Source organism: Pseudomonas sp. MWU13-2100 (genome assembly GCF_023242365.1).
Taxonomy (GTDB): Bacteria; Pseudomonadota; Gammaproteobacteria; order Pseudomonadales; family Pseudomonadaceae; genus Aquipseudomonas.
The window spans coordinates 1-20,311 of record NZ_JALLIX010000014.1; the positions used below are offsets into that span (position 1 = coordinate 1).

General features: G+C 56.8%; 19 protein-coding genes and 1 tRNA gene. 5 read left to right on the forward strand and 15 right to left on the reverse strand.

The window, feature by feature from the left end:
- Nucleotides 1–192 precede the first annotated feature (192 nt).
- On the reverse strand, nt 193–633 hold the full coding sequence (locus tag M5B99_RS11960; RefSeq protein WP_248804212.1) for a hypothetical protein: 441 nt from the start codon (nt 631–633) through the stop codon (nt 193–195).
- An 848-nt stretch (nt 634–1,481) separates the two neighbouring features.
- On the opposite strand from M5B99_RS11960, the gene M5B99_RS11965 reads away from it, so the two are divergent.
- From M5B99_RS11965 to M5B99_RS11975, 3 genes are read left to right on the forward strand one after another with little or no spacing between them, the layout of a single operon-like run.
- Nucleotides 1,482–3,905, forward strand: coding sequence for a TerB N-terminal domain-containing protein (locus M5B99_RS11965; RefSeq protein WP_248804320.1), 2,424 nt, complete (start codon nt 1,482–1,484; stop codon nt 3,903–3,905).
- On the forward strand, nt 3,902–5,197 hold the full coding sequence (locus M5B99_RS11970; protein WP_248804213.1) for an ATP-binding protein: 1,296 nt from the start codon (nt 3,902–3,904) through the stop codon (nt 5,195–5,197). The genes M5B99_RS11965 and M5B99_RS11970 overlap by 4 nt, the downstream gene beginning before the upstream one ends.
- Nucleotides 5,172–7,415, forward strand: coding sequence for a DEAD/DEAH box helicase (locus M5B99_RS11975; RefSeq protein ID WP_248804214.1), 2,244 nt, complete (start codon nt 5,172–5,174; stop codon nt 7,413–7,415). Before M5B99_RS11970 ends, M5B99_RS11975 begins: the two co-directional genes overlap by 26 nt.
- Before the next feature lie 324 nt (nt 7,416–7,739).
- Here M5B99_RS11975 and M5B99_RS11980 read toward each other — a convergent pair whose 3' ends face one another.
- From M5B99_RS11980 to thrS, 11 genes are all read right to left on the reverse strand, one after another.
- On the reverse strand, nt 7,740–8,381 hold the full coding sequence (locus M5B99_RS11980) for a DUF4276 family protein (protein ID WP_248804215.1): 642 nt from the start codon (nt 8,379–8,381) through the stop codon (nt 7,740–7,742).
- A complete protein-coding gene (locus M5B99_RS11985; protein ID WP_248804216.1) occupies nt 8,378–9,547 on the reverse strand; it encodes an AAA family ATPase in 1,170 nt (389 codons plus the stop codon). The genes M5B99_RS11980 and M5B99_RS11985 overlap by 4 nt, the downstream gene beginning before the upstream one ends.
- Before the next feature lie 144 nt (nt 9,548–9,691).
- Nucleotides 9,692–9,768, reverse strand: a tRNA-Pro gene (locus M5B99_RS11990).
- A 91-nt stretch (nt 9,769–9,859) separates the two neighbouring features.
- The gene (locus tag M5B99_RS11995) at nt 9,860–10,216 is read right to left on the reverse strand and encodes a MerR family transcriptional regulator (RefSeq protein WP_121132491.1); all 357 of its coding nucleotides are present in this window, start codon (nt 10,214–10,216) and stop codon (nt 9,860–9,862) included.
- Nucleotides 10,197–10,499 (reverse strand): integration host factor subunit alpha, encoded by a 303-nt coding sequence (ihfA, locus tag M5B99_RS12000; protein WP_002553164.1) that lies wholly within the window; start codon nt 10,497–10,499, stop codon nt 10,197–10,199. The genes M5B99_RS11995 and ihfA overlap by 20 nt, the downstream gene beginning before the upstream one ends.
- Before the next feature lie 3 nt (nt 10,500–10,502).
- Complete coding sequence (gene pheT, locus M5B99_RS12005; RefSeq protein WP_248804217.1) at nt 10,503–12,884, reverse strand: phenylalanine--tRNA ligase subunit beta; 2,382 nt, start codon at nt 12,882–12,884, stop codon at nt 10,503–10,505.
- An 83-nt stretch (nt 12,885–12,967) separates the two neighbouring features.
- Nucleotides 12,968–13,984 (reverse strand): phenylalanine--tRNA ligase subunit alpha, encoded by a 1,017-nt coding sequence (gene pheS, locus M5B99_RS12010; protein WP_248804218.1) that lies wholly within the window; start codon nt 13,982–13,984, stop codon nt 12,968–12,970.
- Nucleotides 13,985–14,094: 110 nt separating this feature from the next.
- The gene (gene rplT, locus M5B99_RS12015; protein WP_002553161.1) at nt 14,095–14,451 is read right to left on the reverse strand and encodes a 50S ribosomal protein L20; all 357 of its coding nucleotides are present in this window, start codon (nt 14,449–14,451) and stop codon (nt 14,095–14,097) included.
- Between the two features lie 29 nt (nt 14,452–14,480).
- A complete protein-coding gene (gene rpmI / locus M5B99_RS12020; RefSeq protein ID WP_002553160.1) occupies nt 14,481–14,675 on the reverse strand; it encodes a 50S ribosomal protein L35 in 195 nt (64 codons plus the stop codon).
- 60 nt (nt 14,676–14,735) lie between these two features.
- Nucleotides 14,736–15,287, reverse strand: a complete 552-nt coding sequence (infC, locus tag M5B99_RS12025) for a translation initiation factor IF-3 (protein ID WP_191486997.1) — start codon at nt 15,285–15,287, stop codon at nt 14,736–14,738.
- On the reverse strand, nt 15,287–17,209 hold the full coding sequence (thrS, locus tag M5B99_RS12030) for a threonine--tRNA ligase (protein ID WP_248804219.1): 1,923 nt from the start codon (nt 17,207–17,209) through the stop codon (nt 15,287–15,289). The genes infC and thrS overlap by 1 nt, the downstream gene beginning before the upstream one ends.
- 376 nt (nt 17,210–17,585) lie before the next feature.
- Between thrS and M5B99_RS12035 the strand changes: the two genes are divergently transcribed.
- The gene (locus M5B99_RS12035) at nt 17,586–17,885 is read left to right on the forward strand and encodes a hypothetical protein (protein ID WP_248804220.1); all 300 of its coding nucleotides are present in this window, start codon (nt 17,586–17,588) and stop codon (nt 17,883–17,885) included.
- A 293-nt stretch (nt 17,886–18,178) separates the two neighbouring features.
- Nucleotides 18,179–18,391: a cold-shock protein gene (locus tag M5B99_RS12040; protein WP_003179963.1), complete on the forward strand. Its 213-nt coding sequence runs from the start codon at nt 18,179–18,181 to the stop codon at nt 18,389–18,391.
- Between the two features lie 71 nt (nt 18,392–18,462).
- On the opposite strand, the gene M5B99_RS12045 is transcribed toward M5B99_RS12040, so the two are convergent.
- The 3 genes from M5B99_RS12045 to M5B99_RS12055 form a co-directional block, all read right to left on the reverse strand.
- Nucleotides 18,463–18,789: an I78 family peptidase inhibitor gene (locus tag M5B99_RS12045; protein ID WP_248804221.1), complete on the reverse strand. Its 327-nt coding sequence runs from the start codon at nt 18,787–18,789 to the stop codon at nt 18,463–18,465.
- 171 nt (nt 18,790–18,960) lie between these two features.
- On the reverse strand, nt 18,961–19,266 hold the full coding sequence (locus tag M5B99_RS12050) for a hypothetical protein (RefSeq protein ID WP_248799965.1): 306 nt from the start codon (nt 19,264–19,266) through the stop codon (nt 18,961–18,963).
- 4 nt (nt 19,267–19,270) lie between these two features.
- Entirely contained in the window at nt 19,271–20,299 is a 1,029-nt protein-coding gene (locus M5B99_RS12055; RefSeq protein WP_248804222.1) for a nucleoside hydrolase, read from the reverse strand.
- Between the last annotated feature and the right edge of the window lie 12 nt (nt 20,300–20,311).

Here is a 20,311-nt window from a genome sequence, read left to right on the forward strand (position 1 = left end):
ATCGAGCCATTATATGTCGATCCTGCCGCGCAGGCCCCAAGTGAGATGTGTTCGGGCAAGCAAGGTTTGATCGACCTGACAACTAGATGATCAAGCCAACCGTGTGCCAGACGTTGGCACAAGGCTTTGCCCGGGCCCTTACGAAAAAGAGATCAAGCTGCCAAGCGCTTGATCTCTTTCTGCGCAACAACCTCAATCAATCGGAAGGTTGTCCAACGCGGACGTTAGTTGACGGGACGGGGACGCCCCCTCAAGCAGCGCATCCACGACCGCCCGCGCTACCTCCACCGAATGCAGCATGCCCCAGAACAGCGCCCGTTCGACGGGGTTGGTGTGCAGGCTGATTTCATCACCATTGAGTTCCGCCGTTTCGAGCAGATTGGAAACGTAAATCAGGGCGTCCTGGGCGCTTACCCCGTGTTGGATGGCGAATAGTGTGGGTTTGTACGGGGCTTCGGGCGTGACGGGCTTGGAGCAGGTGAACGCGAGGGTGTCGAGCAAACGGTGCGTGTTTGCCGGAGCCGGCTCGGGTTGACTGGATGGGGTATCAGAGAGTTTACGTAGGTACATCGCCCTGTCGGCAGTGCTGAGAGCTTTACGAATGGGGGGATCGGGGGTGATTTTCTTAGCCATGGTGAATCTCCTGTTTAATAAAAGGAGTTCATCCATCCTCGCTGCGACGCAAGGGTGGCGAACTGCGCGCAGGTTCGCAGACCAGGGTAAACAGGAACCCGGCAGGCCGAAGCCTCCTGCGCACAGCTCGCCATAACGCGAACACAAAAAAACCGCTTCCGCGGCGCTGTGCGCCTGTTTACGACCGGGCTGCGAAACCCGTATCGCTGAATTTGCAGCGACAACAGGAATGTAGACCCGGCAGCGAGTGCACACAACATTCTCCCACGACTAAAACACGTAGGAAATATTAGTTTTTCTGGAAGGCCATTTCTCGTCATTACCAGGCGCTGGCGAGCTACGGACGAGTAAGGGAATCACCATCAAAGAACTCGAGTCGCTGTCACTATCGGTGGGGCGAGCGGAACTAAGAGTACGTCTGCGGCGTCTTGGCCGCGCAAATCCCTGATAGGCATCCGCAGGCACGCAACCAAGCCCAAGCGCTCACCTATGAGCAGATCAATCCCAACGAGCACAAGAAAACCGCCAAGGCATAGGCGCGCGCCGAGGCTAGTCGAATAGAGATGGCCAACGCAACAATCCTAGCTTCGGCGAACGGGGCTAACATCATTGACTAGTGAGCTTCCACTACTGGCCGATAGCTACCCACAATGAATCGCAGCTATCAGCAATGGAGCGGGGATGATCTGCGCGCTTCCTGCTGAGAAAGCTACTTTCGATGATTGTAGCTATTCGTGCGCAAGCAAAATTTTCCGATCAATAGCTTTCCTCAGCACATGGTTCTCGTGGGGAAATTATCGGATACTGCCATTGCGCCAGCACCCATCTTTTCAAGGTTGAAACGACTCATGGCAAGGAAGAAGGCAAAAAACTCCACAAGTAACGGCATCCTGATCATTTTCGCTCTGGCCTTCGGCGCAGTCGCATCAATCCCGAAAAATGCTTGGATCGCCATTGGTGTTATTGCTTGCATTGCCGCGGTTTTTTGGCTGCTGGTTCGTCGCTCAAGGCGGCATGCTGAGCAATTGTCAGTGACCATTTCGGAGGCGGAACATCTGCGAGAGCATCAACGATCCGGCCTCACTTTCTCTATGCGTGAGGTTTCAGGGAGCCATATGGGTACTGAGGAAGCCTCTGACTTTTACACTGTCCAACTCGGCTCAGCACCTTCAAAGTCCTTCAAAATTCCAAATGCGAGCACGCAAAAACCTGATGTTCGCTGGGTACCAGCGGGTGAATCTGTCACCGTTTCCGGCTTTTCAATTCCCGGTGGCATGTTCTATATGGGCAGCGTGCTAGGTGGCCGGCACGATGCCGAAGAACCCTCACTGATAAACCCCAAGCTCCGTATCGCAAAGACACACGTCGATCTAGAAGAACCGCTGATGTCCTATTGGCCCAGTTTTCACTCCATCACGTCAGAGGCTCGCCGTGGATACCTTCAATGGCTGGAGGGTGGTCGTCGTTACCCACTGGCAGACACCGGCTACGTCTTTTTGTATTTCTATGGTCTAGAACGTCGAGCACTCGTTGACGCAGTTAGTGACCCGGGCGTCAAGGCTGAGCTTCCTTTGATCCTCGAAGAAGTCCAACGCCTATTGAGTATCTATGGGGAAAATAGGTCATTCAGGGGATATGCGGAAGGTTTTCTGGATTACCTGAGCAACACCAAGATCGATCCAGACCTTTACCTTGGCCCACCTCCCAACGTTGTCGCTTGTAGCTACGAGATGCCACTGCCACTGCGCGTAGGCCTGGGGCAATTCGCTTCCAACAAGCGCCCCCTTGATGCCGATTGGGCATTAGCCTGGGTGCTAGCTGACCCCAACATCAGCAAACGCACGCCCGTGACCCGCTGTAAGGATGTCTTTTCGAGACTGTTCAAGCTTAAGTACACAAGCGCCCATCCTAAGGGTCTTGTCCTGGCGCAGAACAAGACCAAACTTAAAACCAGCTATCGGCCGGCCTCGGCGGTCTTAATGGCGCCCACGCTTAGCTTGGGTGACCTTCCTGATGTCCTAGCCACGTCAGGCACACGAAAGAGCCTGCAGTTGCTGGTTGAGCTATGCACTACCGAGCTTGAACCCTACAGCCGATATTTGGGCCGCAACCCTGATAGCGCAGAAGCTCTCGAAGGTCTTCTGCAGCTTCCCGTCGCTCTCTGGCCGACGGCAGCTCGTACAGAATTGGACGAGCTTCAACTCAGAATTGGCGACGACCTGATTGTCATGAGCTTTGGCGAACTCGCAGGCCGGTTCAAGAGCGCCGGCGCCCTGTCCCGCGACAAAGTACTTGCACTTGCCCGCGCACTGGAATCGCTTCACATCGGTATTGAACCCGACGTACTGGCTGGCAGTAAGACACCGAAGACAGAGGATCAAATCGCGCTGTTCGTGACTCAACCAGAAGACGGGGCACTGCGAGCTTCTGCAGCTTACAATGCTGCTTCGGTGACGCTCGACCTTGCTAGTGCTGTGGCTTCTGCCGATGGTGATACCTCCACTGAGGAAGTTGCGCTGCTTGCTCAACACATCGACTCCTGGAATCACCTGAGTGTGGCCCATCGCAAACGCCTTAAAGCACACCTGCGAATCCAGATCCAACAACCACCAACGCTGACCAGCCTGAAGAAAAAACTCGCCCCACTAACGGTCGAAGCCAAACGCACGATTGCCAGCTTTCTGGCCCATCTGGCGCAAGCTGATGGCATCGTCAGCCCATTGGAAGTGAAACTTCTTGAGCGCGTTTACAAGGCCCTGCAGCTAGACAGTCAGTTGCTGTACAGCGATCTCCACGGTGCTGCATCTGGAGCAAGTATTGCCTCCGTAAAACCAAAAGCCGGCACTCCTCGTTCCGAGCCTGGTACCCCGATCACCGCCACTGCGAATCAAGGGTTCGTGCTTGATCACAAGCGCATTGCAGAACTGCAACGAGAAACCGCAGAGGTCTCCGCCCTCCTTGCCAAAGTCTTCACTGATGACCAAGTTGACGAACCGGAACAGTTGGTCGATGTGGCAGAATCAGTACAGGAATCGAGTGCAGACATTGATGGTCTCGATTTAAAACACTCTGCATTCCTTCGGTTGCTGATCTCACGCCCTGAGTGGAGCCGCTCCGAACTTGAAGCTGCCGCCAGCGACATGGAGCTGATGCTCGATGGTGCCCTGGAACAAATTAACGACATGGCTTTTGAACGTTTCGACATGCCCGTCACTGAGGGTGATGACCCTGTCGAGATCAATACAGACATTCTGGAAGAGTTAGCCCTATGAGCACTATCAGAGCCAAGGATCGCGATGCGGTCATCCAGTCGCTACGCGCAGGCGTCGTTCCTCGCGTGGGCCAACACCTGATTCAGGTTGGCCGGGTAGGCGAACTAGATGCACTGATCAAGGACGTCAATCGCCTGGTTGAAAGTGGATCGGCATTTCGAGTCGTCATTGGCGAGTACGGTGCGGGCAAGACGTTTTTTCTGAACCTGGTACGAGCCATTGCCATGGAGCGCAAGCTTGTCACCATGCATGCCGACTTGAACCCAGATCGCAGATTACATGCCACGGGTGGACAAGCACGTTCGCTTTACTCCGAGTTGGCTAAAAACATGTCGACGCGTACGAAGCCCGACGGTGGGGCTATGCAAGGCATTGTTGAGAAATTCATCTCTCAGGCCAAAACCGAAGCCAAGGCGGCGGGTACGGACAGCGAGACTGTTATTCGTGCTCACCTGGCCGAACTGACCGAGATGGTCAACGGGTATGATTTTGCGGAGGTGATTGCCGCCTATTGCCGAGGTTTCGAAGAAGGCAACGAGCAGCTCAAGGCCGACGCCACCCGTTGGTTGCGTGGAGAGTTCACCACTAAGACTGATGCCCGAGCAGCCTTGGGCGTACGAACCATCATTGATGATGCCTCCGTCTACGATCAGCTCAAGCTCCTGTCGAGATTCGTCAGACTTGCAGGTTTTGGCGGTCTGATGATCTGCCTCGACGAACTGGTCAATCTCTACAAACTGGCCAATACCCAAGCTCGTAATGCCAATTACGAACAGATCCTCCGTATTCTCAACGACTCTCTGCAGGGATCGTCCGAAGGGCTTGGTTTCGTTTTAGGTGGCACGCCTGAGTTTTTGATGGACACTCGTCGAGGGCTATTCAGCTACCCTGCCCTGCAATCTCGATTGGCCGAGAACTCGTTTGCGAAATCAGGATTGGTGGATCTGTCGGGGCCGGTCATTCGCCTGACCAGCCTGACCCCGGAAGACTTCTACGTACTGCTTCAGAAACTTCGTCACGTATACGCTGGCGGAGATGCTGAAAAGTACTTACTGCCTGACGAGGCGCTCCCACTGTTTATGGCGCATTGTAATCAGCGCTTGGGGGAAGCCTACTTCCGTACGCCGCGCACCACGATCACAGCGTTCATCAACCTGCTAGCCATCTTGGAGCAAAACCCAGGCGCCGATTGGCGGACGCTGCTTGGAGCTGTCGAGGTCGCCCGGGACTCAGGCGGCGAAGACGATACCAAAGTCGATGCGGACGATGAACTTGCCACCTTCACACTCTGAGTCATCGGGTTTCGATCAACTTGAGTCCCGAATCCAGCGATGGATTTGGGCGGAAGGCTGGACTTCTTTGCGCGACGCCCAGGAATGGGCGGTACCTGTGCTGGTGGATGCCGATCAGGATGTCATCATCGCCGCAGCAACAGCGGCAGGCAAAACCGAGGCTGCTTTTCTTCCCATCCTCACCAATCTGCTGAATCATGATGACCCACCCGGTTCGGTGCTGTATATCAGCCCGCTCAAGGCCCTGATCAACGACCAGTGGGACAGGTTAAGCCGTCTTTGTGAGCAGCTTGAGATTCCCGTAGTGGCTTGGCACGGGGACATCTCCTCAAGCAAAAAACATCGTTTTTTGAAGTCCCCTGAGGGGGTGCTTCTGATCACTCCTGAATCCCTTGAAGCCCTGTTCGTCAACCGTGGTTCTAGTCTTGGCGGGGTGTTCCAACACCTGCGCTATATCGTCGTGGATGAGCTGCATGCGTTCATCGGTAGCGAACGAGGCAAGCAACTTCAGTCACTGATGCATCGGGTAGAACTTGTTGCCGGGTACCGTCTCCCTAGAGTCGGGCTCTCAGCCACCCTCGGCGACATGAAGATGGCGTCGGAGTTTTTGCGTCCGGGAAATGCCGATGGCGTTACCGTCATTGAATCAAAAAGCTCCAACCAGACTCTCCAGGTGCAAGTTCGTGGTTACATTCAGCCACCCATGAGCGAGTTCAAGAAGAAGCCCATAAAGCTTTCTGAGCAAGAGGGAAATGAAGACGAGACAGAGAACGAGGCAAGCCCAGACTTCGCGATCGCTGATCATCTTTACAAGGTGTTACGCGGCAGTAATAACCTAATTTTCCCAAACAGTCGGTCACAGGTTGAATGGTACGCAGATCAACTGCGTCGGCGCTGCGAGAAAGACGGCATGCCTAACGAATTCTGGCCTCATCACGGTAGCCTTTCGAAGGACCTACGTGAGCAAGCTGAGCATGCTCTCAAGACAGGGACTCACGCGGCATCCGCGATTTGCACTACGACGCTTGAGCTCGGCATAGACATCGGCAGCATCAAAACAGTCGTGCAGATTGGTGCCCCACCATCGGTGGCGAGTCTGCGACAACGTCTAGGGCGATCGGGAAGGCGCCCAGGAGAAAAAGCAACGCTGCGCGTTTACTGCAAGGAATCGCCACTCAAAGATGGATCGAGCCTCTCGGATCAACTGCGCCAAGGTTTGGTTCAAACCATTGCCATGGTTCGACTGCTGGCCAAGGGGTGGTTTGAACCTCCCAGGGCTCAAGGCATTCACGCGTCCACCCTCGTTCAACAATGTCTTTCAGTGATTGCCCAGTGCGGCGGTGCATCTGCTGCAGATCTCTGGAAAAGTTTGATCGCTGAGGGAGCATTTCCAAAAGTTGAGAAACCAGACTTTGTGAAGCTGCTCAAGGCGCTCGGAGAACACGAGCTCATTGTTCAGGACAGCTCAGGATTGCTGCTTCCTGGGACGGTTGGAGAGCGATTGATCAACCACTATGAGTTCTACAGCGCATTCACCAGCGACGAAGAATTTCGCCTTGTATGCGATGGTAGGGCACTGGGATCTGTGCCGGTAAGCCGTCCACTGACCAAGGATCAGCGCATTATTTTCGGAGGCCGGAGGTGGCAGGTTCGTGATGTTGATCTCCAGGCCAAAGTCATCATCGTTTCAGCAGCTCGCGGTGGTGCCCCTCCTCAGTTCGATGGTCTGGGTGCGATGGTGCATGACAACGTACGCCAAGAGATGCGAGCCGTCTTGGCAGACACACTCCCCTGCCCCTTTATTGATCAAGTGGCTCAAGAGCTTCTCGACGAGGCTCGAAAGACATTTGTTTCGCTGGGCCTTGGTAAGCGCTACATAGTAGAGTCGGGCGGAAAGTGCTATTTGATGAGCTGGCTAGGTGATCATGCCAACGATGCACTGCGCTTGTTACTCAATCATGTCGGCCTTTCTTGTGATAACGCAGGCTTTGCCATTGAGGTTGACGCCGACATCGGTCGAACCCAAATGGCGCTGAAGGAAGTCGGAAGCCTGGATGCCGCTGATCTAGACTCGATACTTTCGGAGGTAGAAAACATGCTGCGCGAAAAGTGGGACTGGGCGCTGCCGCAATCCTTGCTGATGAGGTCGTTTGCTTCCATATCGCTCGATATCTCGACCGCAATTTTTTTTGCACAGAGTCATTCTGTAGAAAAATAAGCAGAAGAAACTGCCCTGCATTGATCCGATGCAACGACACAAAAACACTGCGATGCTTCGCCGCTGGGCTGGTGATGAGTGATCACCACCGGCCCCGCTGTGCTTAATCCTGGGCCTGTTTACACGTGTCGGGTCCGCTGCCACGCCTTTGAAGCTGGATTGTTCATGATGGGCTATGACCTACGCAGTCTAGTCCCCGACGGCTATACGATCCCAGTGCCGCCCAAGCCTATGATACTTAGACCTTAATATCAGCGTGTCATTCGGAACAGATATTTAGTCCCAATCTGCCCCACGGCCTACCTTGACCTCGATGTTCACACGTCACATACGCAACTCAAGAATCTCAAAAAACCGCTTAGCCCAAGGAGAAGCCTCACTCACCTTGCCCGGATCGATCAACCCCAGCAACTTGAAAGAATACTCACCCTTACCGTATTGACTCTTGGATTTGCAGTCTCGGGAGGCCTTGGCAAGAGCATCGTAGACCCGCTCTTTAGCCACACGCTCAACCGGGTTCCCAAGCGCCGGTAATTGATTTTCCTGAAAGCCCTGCCCGAAAAAAACCTTGAGTGCTTGCCGGTCCGCCAGTAACCAGCTTTCCATGCACTGCACCATCAAGTGACAGTGCAAATCCTCTGAGCCTGCGGGCTTTTGCCAACCATCGCCTTTACGCTGCTGCAAATGCTGCCAGGGCAGCCATTTTGCCCGGTCGGACGCTTCGTTTGCATCGCCAGGTTGCCCAGCATCGGATACCGGCGCTTCACTATCGACCAACAACATCGCCGGCTCACCAATACGAATAGCCGTACAAAAAGAATCAAACGCATCGTTACGGCTACCGCACGCCACGATCCTGGGCATACGCCCCTTGAAACCGGCCTTTTCAAGAAGCTTAGAAAAACCTTCGCGACAAGCTGTTTTCAATGAAGCGGCGTTGCCGCCTCCTTCGACGTAGAGTTTCACCAGCGTGTTCCTCCGATCTCACCCCGCGTCCACAACTGCCCGAGCCTGTACTTCTCCAGCCAGGGCTTGAGCTTTTCAGCATCCAATCGCGTCAGTGCCGTACCCGATTCAGTTTTTTCCGCCACCAGAACAGATTCCGGCTGATCGCTCATGGCATCTACCAGCACATCGGAATGCGTTGTCACAATCAGCTGAGTGCGAGTAGCCGCTTCCTTCAGCAGCTCTGCCAAGGTCGGCAAAATGTCAGGGTGCAGCCCAAGCTCCGGCTCCTCGATACAGATCAGCGGTGGTGGGTTGGGATGGCACAGTACGGCCAGTAGACACAGATAACGCAAAGTGCCGTCAGACAGTCGGGTCGCTGGTACCGTCATTCCACCCTCGTGGAAAAACACCTGCACCGTGCCACCCTCGATCTGCACGTCGTAGTCATCAATACCACTGTAAAGCGCCTGCAAGGCCGTCAACAGACGCTGCTTGACCGCAGGGTCGCGCCGCAGCCGATTGAGCACCAACCCCAGATTGCTGCAGTCCGGCTCCAGTACGTCGTTGGGCAGGTCCGCTTTTTGCGGCAGTCGAGGCGCCGTATAGCGACCGAAACTCCATTCCCTATAAAGCCGAATTTTGCCTAGCGTCTGCCCCAGATAAGTTATTTCGGGATACTGATCCGGATCACGACGCTGAGACAGAATGGACTTTTCCAGATCGACATCTTCCTGACGTAGGGAACGACTCTCCCCACCTTTCAGATTCAGAACGGGTCGACCATTGTTGAAATGGTAAAAAAAATACGGCTGAGAGTGCTTCGGGCCATCCGGCTTTTCGTATTCAACCCGCTCATCCGCGATCTCGAAACGCTGCCCGACTTCAGTAAAAGCCAAGTGATAACGCAGGTTCTGCGGCCCCTTGGGGTGAGTGAGCAGAACATCCAGAGAAGCGACTGGCGTACCCTGCGCACCTTTCCAAAGCCAATCGCGAACGCCCCCTCCTTCACGGATAGGCTTCAGCAATTGCTCCGGCGCACTGCGCAACAACTCGATGGATTCCAACAGGTTGGACTTGCCCGACCCGTTAGGCCCGATAATGACATTCAGCGAACGTAGAGGAATGGCGGTGGATGACGCGCCGAAACTCAGAAAGTTCGTCAGTTGAATGGACTGGATCAGCATTGCATCTGCTCCTGGGTTAAACGTCATTAGTCTCCCGCCTTGCCACTCCATCATAGATGGAGCGTTTGCTGATACCTACACAAGACGAGATATCTCCGGGCACAAAAAAGCCCAACCGGTAAAGATTGGGCTCTTTCAAAAATATGGTCGGGACGGAGTGATTCGAACACTCGACCCCTAGCACCCCATGCTAGTGCGCTACCGGACTGCGCTACGCCCCGACTAGGCGTGAAACTGGGTTTTGCTTCTTGTGGAAGCGAGGAGAAATATACCGCAAGCTTTTGAAATGTCAAAGTATTTTAAAACCTTGAATCACTTCTTCAGCACCACCAGCACATCCTCCAGCTCCGAGATCATCTGGCGGATCAGTTGCCTGTACTGGGTATTATCATCCTTGGCCTCATCGCCGGAGAGACGCAGACGCGCCCCGCCGATGGTGAACCCCTGGTCGTACAGCAACGCGCGAATCTGCCGGATCATCAGCACGTCATGGCGCTGATAATACCGGCGATTGCCACCACGCTTGGCGGGGTTGAGTTGAGGAAACTCCTGCTCCCAGTAACGCAGCACGTGCGGTTTTACCGCACACAGCTCGCTGACTTCACCAATGGTGAAGTAGCGTTTGCCTGGGATCGGCGGAAGCTCGTCGTTATGACTTGGTTCCAGCATAGGCCTCAACTCGGGCTTTCAACTTCTGCCCTGGACGAAAGGTGACCACACGGCGAGCCGTGATCGGGATTTCCTCTCCCGTTTTTGGATTGCGGCCAGGCCGCTGGCGTTTGTCCCGCAAGTCAAAATTGCCGAAACCCGACAGTTTGACCTGCTCGTTGTCTTCGAGAGCGTGTCTGATTTCTTCAAAAAACAGTTCGACCAATTCCTTGGCCTCCCGCTTATTCAGACCCAGCTCCTCGTAGAGACGTTCCGCCATTTCAGCTTTCGTCAGAGCCCCCATACGTCACTTCCTTAACGTGGCGTTCAACCTGGTTTCGAGCGAGGTGAGGATATTTTGCGTCGTGGAATTCACCTCATCGTCATTAAGAGTGCGCGATGGATGCTGCCAGGTCAAGCCAACTGCAAGGCTTTTTCTATGCGGATCAATGCCTTTACCCTCATAGACGTCAAAGAGCCTGAGCTCTGTGAGCCATTCGCCTGCATTTTCACGGATTACGTCCAGCACGGCACTGGCCGCCACGCCCTTGTCCGCCAGCAACGCGAGGTCACGACGCACTTCAGGAAAGCGCGACAGCTCGCTGAATTTAGGCATTTTTCCCAATGCCACTTCAGCCAGTACCAGCTCGAAAACAAAGACCGGACGGTCAAGACCGAGAGTTTTCGACAATTCCGGGTGAATCGCGCCGACGAAACCGACCAGACGCCCTTCCCGCTCGATGCGCGCGGTCTGACCCGGGTGCAACGCAGGGTGCTTGCCCGGCACGAAGCTGAACGAATCCAGTGCACCGGCAAAGCCCAGCAGCGCTTCCACGTCAGCCTTGACGTCGAAGAAATCGACGGTGTCGCGACCCTGTGCCCAGCCTTCCGGCAGACGGCTGCCGCAGACCACGCCAGCCAACATCGGCTCTTGCTTCAGGCCTTCCAACTGGCCGACAAAACGCAGGCCGCTTTCGAACAGACGCACACGATCCTGCTGACGGTTCAGGTTGTGCTGCAACGCCTTGACCAGACCCGGCCACAAGGACGAGCGCATGGCCGCCATGTCGTTGGAGATCGGGTTGGCCAGCAGCAACGGCTCGACGCCCGGGTTGAACAGTTCGAACTGCTTCGGATCGATGAAGCTGTAGGTGATCGCTTCCTGGTAACCACGAGCCACCAGCAGGCGACGCAGCTCAGGCAAGTCGCTCCGCGCTTCGGCCTTGGCTTGCGGGGCCAGGCGAGCTTGCGGGTAACGAACCGGCAGGCGGTTGTAGCCGTACAGGCGCGCCAGCTCTTCGATCAAGTCGACTTCCAGGCTGATATCGAAGCGATGGCTTGGCACTTCAACGCGCCACTGCCCCGCTTCGCCCGCGGAAACCCCCAGGCCCAGACCGGTCAACAGACGCTCGACCTCGGCCGCCTCCATCTCCATGCCGAGCATCTGGCTGATGCGCTCGGCACGCAGGGTCACCGGAGCCACGGCAGGCAGGTGCGCCGCGCTGACGGTTTCGACGATCGGGCCGGCTTCGCCACCGGTGATTTCCAGCAGCAGGCCAGTGGCGCGCTCCATGGCTTCACGGGCCAGCTGCCAGTCCACGCCACGCTCGTAGCGGTGCGAGGCATCGGTGTGCAGGCCGTAGGAACGGGCCTTGCCAGCGACGGCGATCTGATCGAAGAACGCGCTTTCAAGGAAGATGTCACGGGTGGTCGCGGTGTTGACGCCGCTGTGCTCGCCGCCCATCACGCCGGCAATCGCCAGGGCGCGGGTGTGGTCGGCAATCACCAGGGTATCGCTACGCAGGGTGACTTCCTGGCCGTCGAGCAGCACCAGCTTCTCGCCCTCTTCGGCCATGCGCACGCGGATACCGCCATTGATCTCGGCGAGATCGAAAGCGTGCAGCGGCTGGCCCAGCTCGATCATCACATAGTTGGTGATGTCAACGGCGGCGTCGATGCTGCGCACGTCGGAACGCCGCAGGCGCTCGACCATCCACAGCGGGGTCGGCTTCGACAGGTCGACGTTACGGATAACGCGGCCCAGGTAACGCGGGCAAGCGGCCGGCGCCAACACTTCGATCGAACGGACTTCGTCATGCACGGCAGGCACCACCGGCACCACCGGACGCTCGACCGGAGCGGCATACAGCGCGCCGATTTCACGGGCCAGACCGGCCAACGACAGGCAGTCACCACGGTTCGGGGTCAGGTCGACCTCGATGCTGGCGTCATCCAGGTTCAGGTAGTCACGAATATCCATGCCCACCGGCGCATCGGCCGCCAGCTCCATCAGGCCATCGTTGCCTTCGCCGATCTGCAGCTCAGCCTGCGAGCAGAGCATACCGTTGGACTCGACGCCGCGCAGCTTGGCTTTCTTGATCTTGAAGTCGCCGGGCAGTTCAGCACCGATCATCGCGAACGGGATCTTCAGGCCCGGGCGCACATTCGGCGCGCCGCAGACAACCTGGAAGGTCTCGGAACCGTTGCTGACCTGGCACACGCGCAGCTTGTCGGCATCCGGGTGCTGTTCGGTGCTGAACACTTCACCGACGACCACACCACTGAATTCACCGGCGACCGGCGTCACGCTATCGACCTCAAGACCGGCCATCGACAGACGAGCCACCAGCTCGTCACGGCTCACCAGCGGGCTTACCCAGCTGCGCAGCCATTGTTCACTGAATTTCATCCTATTCTCCTAATAGATTCGTTACGGACCGCGACCCGGAGCTTGCCAAAACTGCCTGCGCGACGAGTTTCGGCAGAGCCCCTCTAGCGAAATTGCTCGAGGAACCGCAAATCGTTGTCGAAGAACAGGCGCAAGTCATTCACGCCGTAACGCAGCATCGCCAGACGCTCAACGCCCATGCCGAAGGCAAAGCCCTGGAACTCTTCCGGGTCGATCCCGGACATGCGCAGCACGTTGGGGTGAACCATGCCGCAACCCATGACTTCCAGCCAGCCGGTCTGCTTGCAGACGCGGCAGCCTTTACCGTTGCACATCACGCATTCCATATCGACTTCAGCGGACGGCTCGGTGAACGGGAAGTAGGACGGACGGAAACGCACCGCCAGTTCTTTTTCGAAGAACACCCGCAGGAACTCTTCGATGGTGCCTTTGAGGTCGGCGAAATTGATGTCGCGATCGACCAGCAGGCCTTCGACCTGGTGGAACATCGGCGAGTGGGTGATATCCGAGTCGCTACGGTACACACGGCCTGGGCAGACAATGCGGATCGGCGGTCGTTTCGACTCCATGGTGCGGACCTGGACCGGCGAGGTATGGGTGCGCAGCAACATGTTGGCATTGAAATAGAAGGTGTCATGCATCGACCGGGCCGGGTGGTGGCCTGGGATGTTGAGCGCTTCGAAGTTGTGGTAGTCGTCTTCCACCTCGGGACCTTCGGCGATGCCGTAGCCGATGTGGGTGAAGAATTGTTCGACACGTTCCAGAGTCCGGGTGACCGGATGCAGACCGCCGGAAGTCTGGCCGCGGCCAGGCAGGGTCACGTCAATGGACTCGGCGGCGAGCTTGGCGGCCAGATCCGACTCCTCGAACGACGCCTTGCGCGCATTGAGAACCTCTGTGACACGCTCCTTGGCAACGTTGATCAGCGCACCGACCTGCGGTCGCTCTTCGGCCGGCAAGCTGCCCAGGGTCTTCATCACCTGAGTCAATTCACCTTTCTTGCCAAGGTATTGAACCCGGATTTGCTCCAGGGCATTGATATCTTCAGCGCTTTGCACAGCCTCGAGAGCTTGAGAGACCAGCGCGTCCAGGTTTTCCATGTACAGACTCCAGATACGAAATAGGGGAAGAGCTTTAAGGCTCTTCCCCTATTTATGACGTTTAACACCGGACCTCACAAAGGCAAGATCCGGTGATTGTCGGGGGGTACTTAAGCCAAGGTGGCTTTAGCTTTCTCGACAATCGCAGCAAACGCCGCTTTTTCGTTCACAGCCAGATCAGCCAGAACCTTACGGTCGATCTCGATGGACGCTTTTTTCAGGCCAGCGATGAAACGGCTGTAGGACAGACCGTTAACACGTGCACCAGCGTTGATACGAGCGATCCACAGAGCGCGGAACTGACGTTTTTTCTGACGACGGTCGCGGTAGGCGTATTGGCCTGCCTTGATGACCGCTTGCTTGGCAACACGGAATACGCGCGAGCGAGCGCCGTAGTAGCCTTTTGCAAGTTTCAGAATCTTTTTGTGACGCTTACGGGCAATGACGCCACGCTTTACACGAGCCATGAGTTACTTCCTCTATTCTTGATCCAAAATTAACGAAGGCGCAGCATGCGCTCGACTTTTGCCACGTCAGACGGATGCAGCAAGCTGCTACCGCGCAGTTGACGCTTACGCTTGGTCGACATTTTGGTCAGGATGTGGCTCTTGAAAGCGTGCTTGTGCTTGATGCCGTTAGCAGTTTTCAGAAACCGCTTGGCAGCACCACTCTTAGTTTTCATCTTTGGCATGTTCGGATACTCCGCATTCAGTTGATAAACATAACCGCAAGGCCTGCCGTGCCCTGGTGGTTACTTCTTCTTTTTCGGGGCGATGACCATAATAAGCTGGCGTCCTTCCATCTTAGGATGCTGTTCGACCGAACCGTACTCGAGCAGGTCACCTTCAACCCGCTTGAGGAGTTCCATCCCCAGCTCCTGGTGGGCCATCTCACGACCGCGGAATCTCAAGGAAACCTTGGCCCTGTCCCCATCACACAGGAAACGTACCAGGTTGCGCAGTTTTACCTGGTAATCCCCTTCCTCCGTCCCTGGACGAAACTTGATTTCTTTGACCTGCACTTGCTTCTGGTTTTTCTTCGCAGCAGCAATTTGCTTTTTCTTTTCGAAAATCGACTTGCCGTAGTCCATCACCCGGCAGACGGGTGGCACTGCATCGGCGGAAATCTCCACCAGATCCAGCTTGGCTTCTTCGGCAATCCGAAGCGCTTCATCAATCGAGACGATGCCAATCTGCTCGCCATCAGCGCCAATTAACCGAACCTCGCGTGCCGAGATATTCTCGTTGATCGGGGCCTTCGGTGCAGCTCGTTTATCTTGTCTCATTTCACGCTTAATAGTAATTACTCCGAATCTGGGCGACCACGCCGGGAAACCGCTTGCGCGAGGAACTCGGCGAACTGGGCGACGGGCATCGAGCCCAGGTCAGCACCTTCACGAGTACGCACAGCGACAGTCTGCATCTCGACTTCCCGATCTCCGATAACCAAAAGATAGGGAACCTTGAGCAAAGTATGCTCGCGGATTTTAAAGCCGATCTTTTCATTTCTCAAGTCGGACTTGGCACGAAATCCGCTTTCGGCCAGAGTTTTTTCCACTTCGAGGGCAAAATCAGCCTGCTTGTCCGTGATATTCATGATCACGGCCTGGGTTGGCGCCAGCCACGCAGGGAACGCACCTTCGTAGTGTTCGATCAGAATTCCGACGAACCGCTCGAAGGAGCCGAGGATCGCCCGGTGCAGCATGACCGGGTGCTTACGGCTGTTGTCTTCGGACACGTATTCGGCGCCCAGACGGATCGGCAGGTTGAAATCGAGCTGCAGGGTACCACACTGCCACACGCGACCGAGACAGTCCTTGAGCGAAAACTCGATTTTCGGACCGTAGAAGGCGCCCTCGCCCGGCTGCAGGTCGTACGCCAGGCCGGCGCTGTCGAGCGCGGCGGCCAGTGCGCTTTCGGCGCGATCCCACAGTTCGTCGGAACCCACGCGCTTTTCAGGGCGGGTGGACAGCTTCATTTCAATGTCCTTGAAGCCGAAATCGGCGTAGACCGCCATGGTCAGCTTGATGAACGCCGCGGATTCAGCCTGCATCTGTTCTTCGGTGCAGAAGATGTGGGCGTCGTCCTGGGTGAAGGCACGCACGCGCATGATGCCGTGCAGCGCACCCGATGGCTCGTTGCGGTGGCAGGCACCGAACTCGGCCAGGCGCATTGGCAGCTCGCGGTAGCTCTTCAGGCCCTGGTTGAACACCTGCACGTGGCACGGGCAGTTCATCGGCTTGATGGCGTAGTCGCGGCTTTCCGACTCGGTGGTGAACATGTTCTCGGCGTAGTTGGCCCAGTGCCCGGATTTCTCCCACAGGGAGCGATCGACCACTTGCGGAGTCTTGATCTCCAGGTAGCCGTTTTCACGCTGCACCTTGCGCATGTACTGCTCGAGCACCTGGTACAGGGTCCAGCCATTGGGGTGCCAGAACACCATGCCCGGCGCTTCTTCCTGGGTATGGAACAGGCCCAGGCGCTTGCCGATCTTGCGATGGTCGCGTTTTTCCGCTTCTTCGATGCGCAGGACGTAGGCAGCCAGTTGCTTCTTGTCGGCCCAGGCGGTGCCGTAGACACGCTGCAGTTGCTCGTTCTTGGCATCACCGCGCCAGTAGGCGCCGGACAGCTTCGTCAGCTTGAAGGACTTCAGAAAGCGGGTGTTCGGCACGTGCGGACCACGGCACATGTCGACGTATTCTTCGTGATAGTACAGGCCCATGGCCTGTTCGTTCGGCATGTCCTCGACCAGGCGCAGCTTGTAGTCTTCGCCGCGCTGGGTGAACACGTCGATGACTTCGGCGCGTGGCGTGACCTTCTTGATCACGTCGTAGTCTTTTTCGATCAGCAGTTGCATGCGCTGCTCGATCGCGGCCAGGTCGTCCGGGGTGAACGGACGCTCATAAGCGATGTCGTAGTAAAAACCTTCATCGATGACCGGACCGATGACCATTTTCGCCGTCGGGTACAGCTGCTTGACCGCGTGGCCAACCAGGTGCGCGCAAGAGTGGCGAATGATCTCCAGCCCCTCTTCGTCCTTGGGCGTGATGATTTGCAGGGTGGCGTCGCTGTCGATCAGGTCGCAGGCGTCGACCAGCTTGCCGTTGACCTTGCCGGCCACGGTGGCCTTGGCCAGGCCGGCGCCAATGGAAGCGGCGACCTCGGCTACGGAAACCGGATGGTCGAACGAACGTTGACTGCCGTCGGGAAGAGTAATAGTGGGCATGGCGCCTCCTCTCCTAGTGGTGACCCCTACCAAAGGTCACGTGGGTTGGGATGAGCAGCCAGTACGCGATTCGTCCAGCCGTTTAATGAAAAACGCCTGCCGCACAGTGGCAGGAGCCGTAAGGCCAACCGAAAACGAACCAGAGTGACTGGAGTTCAAAAAAAGGGGTTGATGGCTCGGTATCGAGCGTGAGACACGCCTGCAATACCGAAAATAACCAAGTCTGGGATGCTAGCACAGATGAACGGTCATCGCCTCGTTCACAAACTGCTAAAGTCGCGGGGATTTTGTGCCTTGGGTGAACTTGCCCCACGCGCCAACCTCAAATATCCACAATGCTGCACCGTATCCACCCGTCTTCAAGGAGTACCCGAACATGCGCCTGATTCACCTTTTCGCCTTTGCCGCCCCGCTCGTCCTGCTGCTGCCGCTGAGCGCACAGGCCGCCTGGCCGGCCGGCGCCAAAGCCAGCTACATGAAAGACTGCGTTGGCGCGGCCAGCCAGAGCGTCAACCCCACCGTCGCCAAGCAGCACTGCACCTGCGGTGCCGATGTCCTGGAGAAGAAATTCACCACCCAGGAAATCACCCAACTGATGAACTCCAAGACCATGCCGCCGGCTGATCTACGGACCCGCGCCTTGAACGAAATCGCCGTCTGCAAGGTGCAGAAGTAACCCGCGGCCATGGGGCTTTTGGGCCTCAAGCCAGGTGAAAACAGCCAGAAAAGATGATTTTTATCAATATTTACGCAGCTTTTATGGGTTTTTTTAGGGGCTGTCATTTCCAGTAAAAGCCTTTAAAACCGGGGCCTCCAGCCAATAAAACGACTGAAGAAAGCGCGACCGACAGGCAATCCGCTGCCGGGGGGGGCTCCCAAGTCGAACATTTCGACTATGATAGCCCAGTGTGCCCAGTTGGCCTGAGCAGCACAGTACTACTGAAAATATATGTTTCTTGGAGATACACCATGTCTAATCGCCAAACCGGCACCGTAAAATGGTTCAACGATGAAAAAGGCTTCGGCTTCATCACTCCTCAAGGTGGCGGTGACGACCTGTTCGTACACTTCAAAGCTATCGAAAGCGACGGTTTCAAAAGCCTGAAAGAAGGCCAGACCGTTTCCTTCGTGGCTGAGAAAGGCCAAAAGGGTATGCAAGCTGCACAGGTTCGTCCGGAGTAAGTTTCCGCGAACTGAAAAAACCCCGTCCATGCGACGGGGTTTTTTATGGGCGCGACAAAAGCCCGAAGGCCTCAGCCGCAGTTGGCGCGAATGACCTTGCCGCTGCTGTCGGTGTTGAGGTTCAGGCGGTCCGAGCGGTATTCCAGGGTGACCATGTCGTTGGGACCCAGGACTCGGGCGCTCTGCGCGCCGCTACGGCTGCGGGCCTGTTCCAGCAAGGCGGCCGAGGCCGTCTGGCCGATGGTGAAATCAGCGCCCTTGGCTTCGCAACGCTCGTAGGTGGTCTGGGTGCCCGAGTCCTTGGCCGGCTGTTTAGCCGCGGATGACTCGGAGGTGGTGCAACCCGCCAGTACCGACAGGGCCAACAACGTCCCCAGGGATGCAAGCTTCCAAGGCATGAAGCCTCCTTCAAATAATATAAGTAGAGTGTGTGCGACCGCGATTTGCGGCATTGGTTGCACACCAGGTGCCAGATCATCCGATTCCGACAGCCGCAGCCGACAAGTCTGCCTGACCTGTCCTGCGACTTCTGCGCGCAATCGTGACTGAATATGAACGAGCAACGCCGCTCAGTAGATATCGATGTAATCGAAGGGCGGGTTGGGCCAGTTCTGCTTCAAGGCATTGAACACCTGCATGACCCAGACTTCGTCGGCGGCCGCGACCTTGCCGACGTAGCCGGAACCGGCCGCCCAGGTTTCCAGGCGGAACAGCAGGTCGTCGATCTGCGCACCACCGACAACCCCCGAGGAAATATAAGCGATACCCGAGCGCGTCACGCGCAACTGGGTATGCACCTCATCGCTGGCCGCCGCGAGTAGCTGGCGCACGGCGTCCTGGGTCAGGTTGTCGGGGTTGTTCAGATCGATTTGCATGGGATCACTTAAGGCGTGCCAGACGCTCTGTCAGCAGATTGAAGAAGCCTTGGGCATCGCCATTCTCGACCCAGAACACGTTCTTGGGCTGTTTCAGGCCGTCGTACCAGTCGACGATGGTCTGGCCGAAGGTCGGGCCCTCACGGCTGTCGATCACCAGGTTGACCTGACGTCCGCTGAACAGCTCGGGCTTGAGCAGGTAGGCGATGACGGTGGCGTCGTGTACCGGGCCACCCGGAATACCGTAGTGTTCCATGTCGCCCTTGACGTATTCGTTGAGGATATCACTGACCACCTTGCTGGCGTTGTTGTTCAGTGCCGCGATCTTCTTCAGGCGCTCGTCGCTGGTGAGGATCTTGTGGGTCACGTCCAGGGGCAGGTAGGTCAGCTTGACGCCGCTCTTGAGCACCACTTCGGCGGCCTGGGGATCGGCGAACATATTGAATTCGGCGACCGGGGTGATATTGCCGCCGTTGAAGTGCGCGCCGCCCATGACCACCACTTCCTTGATGCCCTGGGTGATCTCGGGATCCTGGATCAGCGCCAGCGCCAGGTTGGTTTCCGGCCCGAGCATGGCAATGGTGATGCTGTGGGGCTTGGCCGCGCGCAGGGTCTCGATCAGGTAGTTGACCGCGTTGCCCTTGGCCAACGGCGCCTTGGGTTCATGCACGGCGACGCCGGAGATGCCTTCCTTGCCGTGGATATTCTCGGCATAGATCGGTGTGCGCAGCAGTGGCTTCGGCGCACCGGCGTAGACCGGTACCTCTTCGCGCCCCGCCCATTCGCGGGCCAGCCGGGCATTGCGCGAGGTCTTGTCCAGGCGCACGTTGCCGGCCACGGTGGTCAACGCGCGGACGTGCAATTCTTCCGGCGAGGCCAGGGCGAGCAGCAGCGCCACGACGTCGTCGGCCCCCGGGTCGGTGTCGATGATCAGGTCGATTTTTTCCGCCGCCTGGGCGCCTGTAGCCGTGAGGAAAGACAAAATCAGCAAACTCCGGAACCAACCTTGCAAGATCTGAGCATAGCGGTGCATAGCGCACTCCTT

Excerpts from the sequence above, each read along its gene's own strand:
- M5B99_RS12035 (WP_248804220.1), top strand. The coding sequence starts at position 17,586 with ATGCGCCTGATTCACCTTTTCGCCTTTGCCGCCCCGCTCGTCCTGCTG.
- M5B99_RS12045 (WP_248804221.1), bottom strand. The coding sequence starts at position 18,789 with ATGCCTTGGAAGCTTGCATCCCTGGGGACGTTGTTGGCCCTGTCGGTA.
- M5B99_RS11975 (WP_248804214.1), top strand. The coding sequence starts at position 5,172 with ATGAACTTGCCACCTTCACACTCTGAGTCATCGGGTTTCGATCAACTT.
- M5B99_RS11985 (WP_248804216.1), bottom strand. The coding sequence starts at position 9,547 with ATGCTGATCCAGTCCATTCAACTGACGAACTTTCTGAGTTTCGGCGCG.
- M5B99_RS12050 (WP_248799965.1), bottom strand. The coding sequence starts at position 19,266 with ATGCAAATCGATCTGAACAACCCCGACAACCTGACCCAGGACGCCGTG.
- M5B99_RS12040 (WP_003179963.1), top strand. The coding sequence starts at position 18,179 with ATGTCTAATCGCCAAACCGGCACCGTAAAATGGTTCAACGATGAAAAA.
- M5B99_RS11970 (WP_248804213.1), top strand. The coding sequence starts at position 3,902 with ATGAGCACTATCAGAGCCAAGGATCGCGATGCGGTCATCCAGTCGCTA.
- M5B99_RS11995 (WP_121132491.1), bottom strand. The coding sequence starts at position 10,216 with ATGCTGGAACCAAGTCATAACGACGAGCTTCCGCCGATCCCAGGCAAA.
- M5B99_RS12055 (WP_248804222.1), bottom strand. The coding sequence starts at position 20,299 with ATGCACCGCTATGCTCAGATCTTGCAAGGTTGGTTCCGGAGTTTGCTG.
- thrS (WP_248804219.1), bottom strand. The coding sequence starts at position 17,209 with ATGCCCACTATTACTCTTCCCGACGGCAGTCAACGTTCGTTCGACCAT.
- rpmI (WP_002553160.1), bottom strand. The coding sequence starts at position 14,675 with ATGCCAAAGATGAAAACTAAGAGTGGTGCTGCCAAGCGGTTTCTGAAA.
- ihfA (WP_002553164.1), bottom strand. The coding sequence starts at position 10,499 with ATGGGGGCTCTGACGAAAGCTGAAATGGCGGAACGTCTCTACGAGGAG.
- M5B99_RS11965 (WP_248804320.1), top strand. The coding sequence starts at position 1,482 with ATGGCAAGGAAGAAGGCAAAAAACTCCACAAGTAACGGCATCCTGATC.
- pheS (WP_248804218.1), bottom strand. The coding sequence starts at position 13,984 with ATGGAAAACCTGGACGCGCTGGTCTCTCAAGCTCTCGAGGCTGTGCAA.
- M5B99_RS11960 (WP_248804212.1), bottom strand. The coding sequence starts at position 633 with ATGGCTAAGAAAATCACCCCCGATCCCCCCATTCGTAAAGCTCTCAGC.
- rplT (WP_002553161.1), bottom strand. The coding sequence starts at position 14,451 with ATGGCTCGTGTAAAGCGTGGCGTCATTGCCCGTAAGCGTCACAAAAAG.
- pheT (WP_248804217.1), bottom strand. The coding sequence starts at position 12,884 with ATGAAATTCAGTGAACAATGGCTGCGCAGCTGGGTAAGCCCGCTGGTG.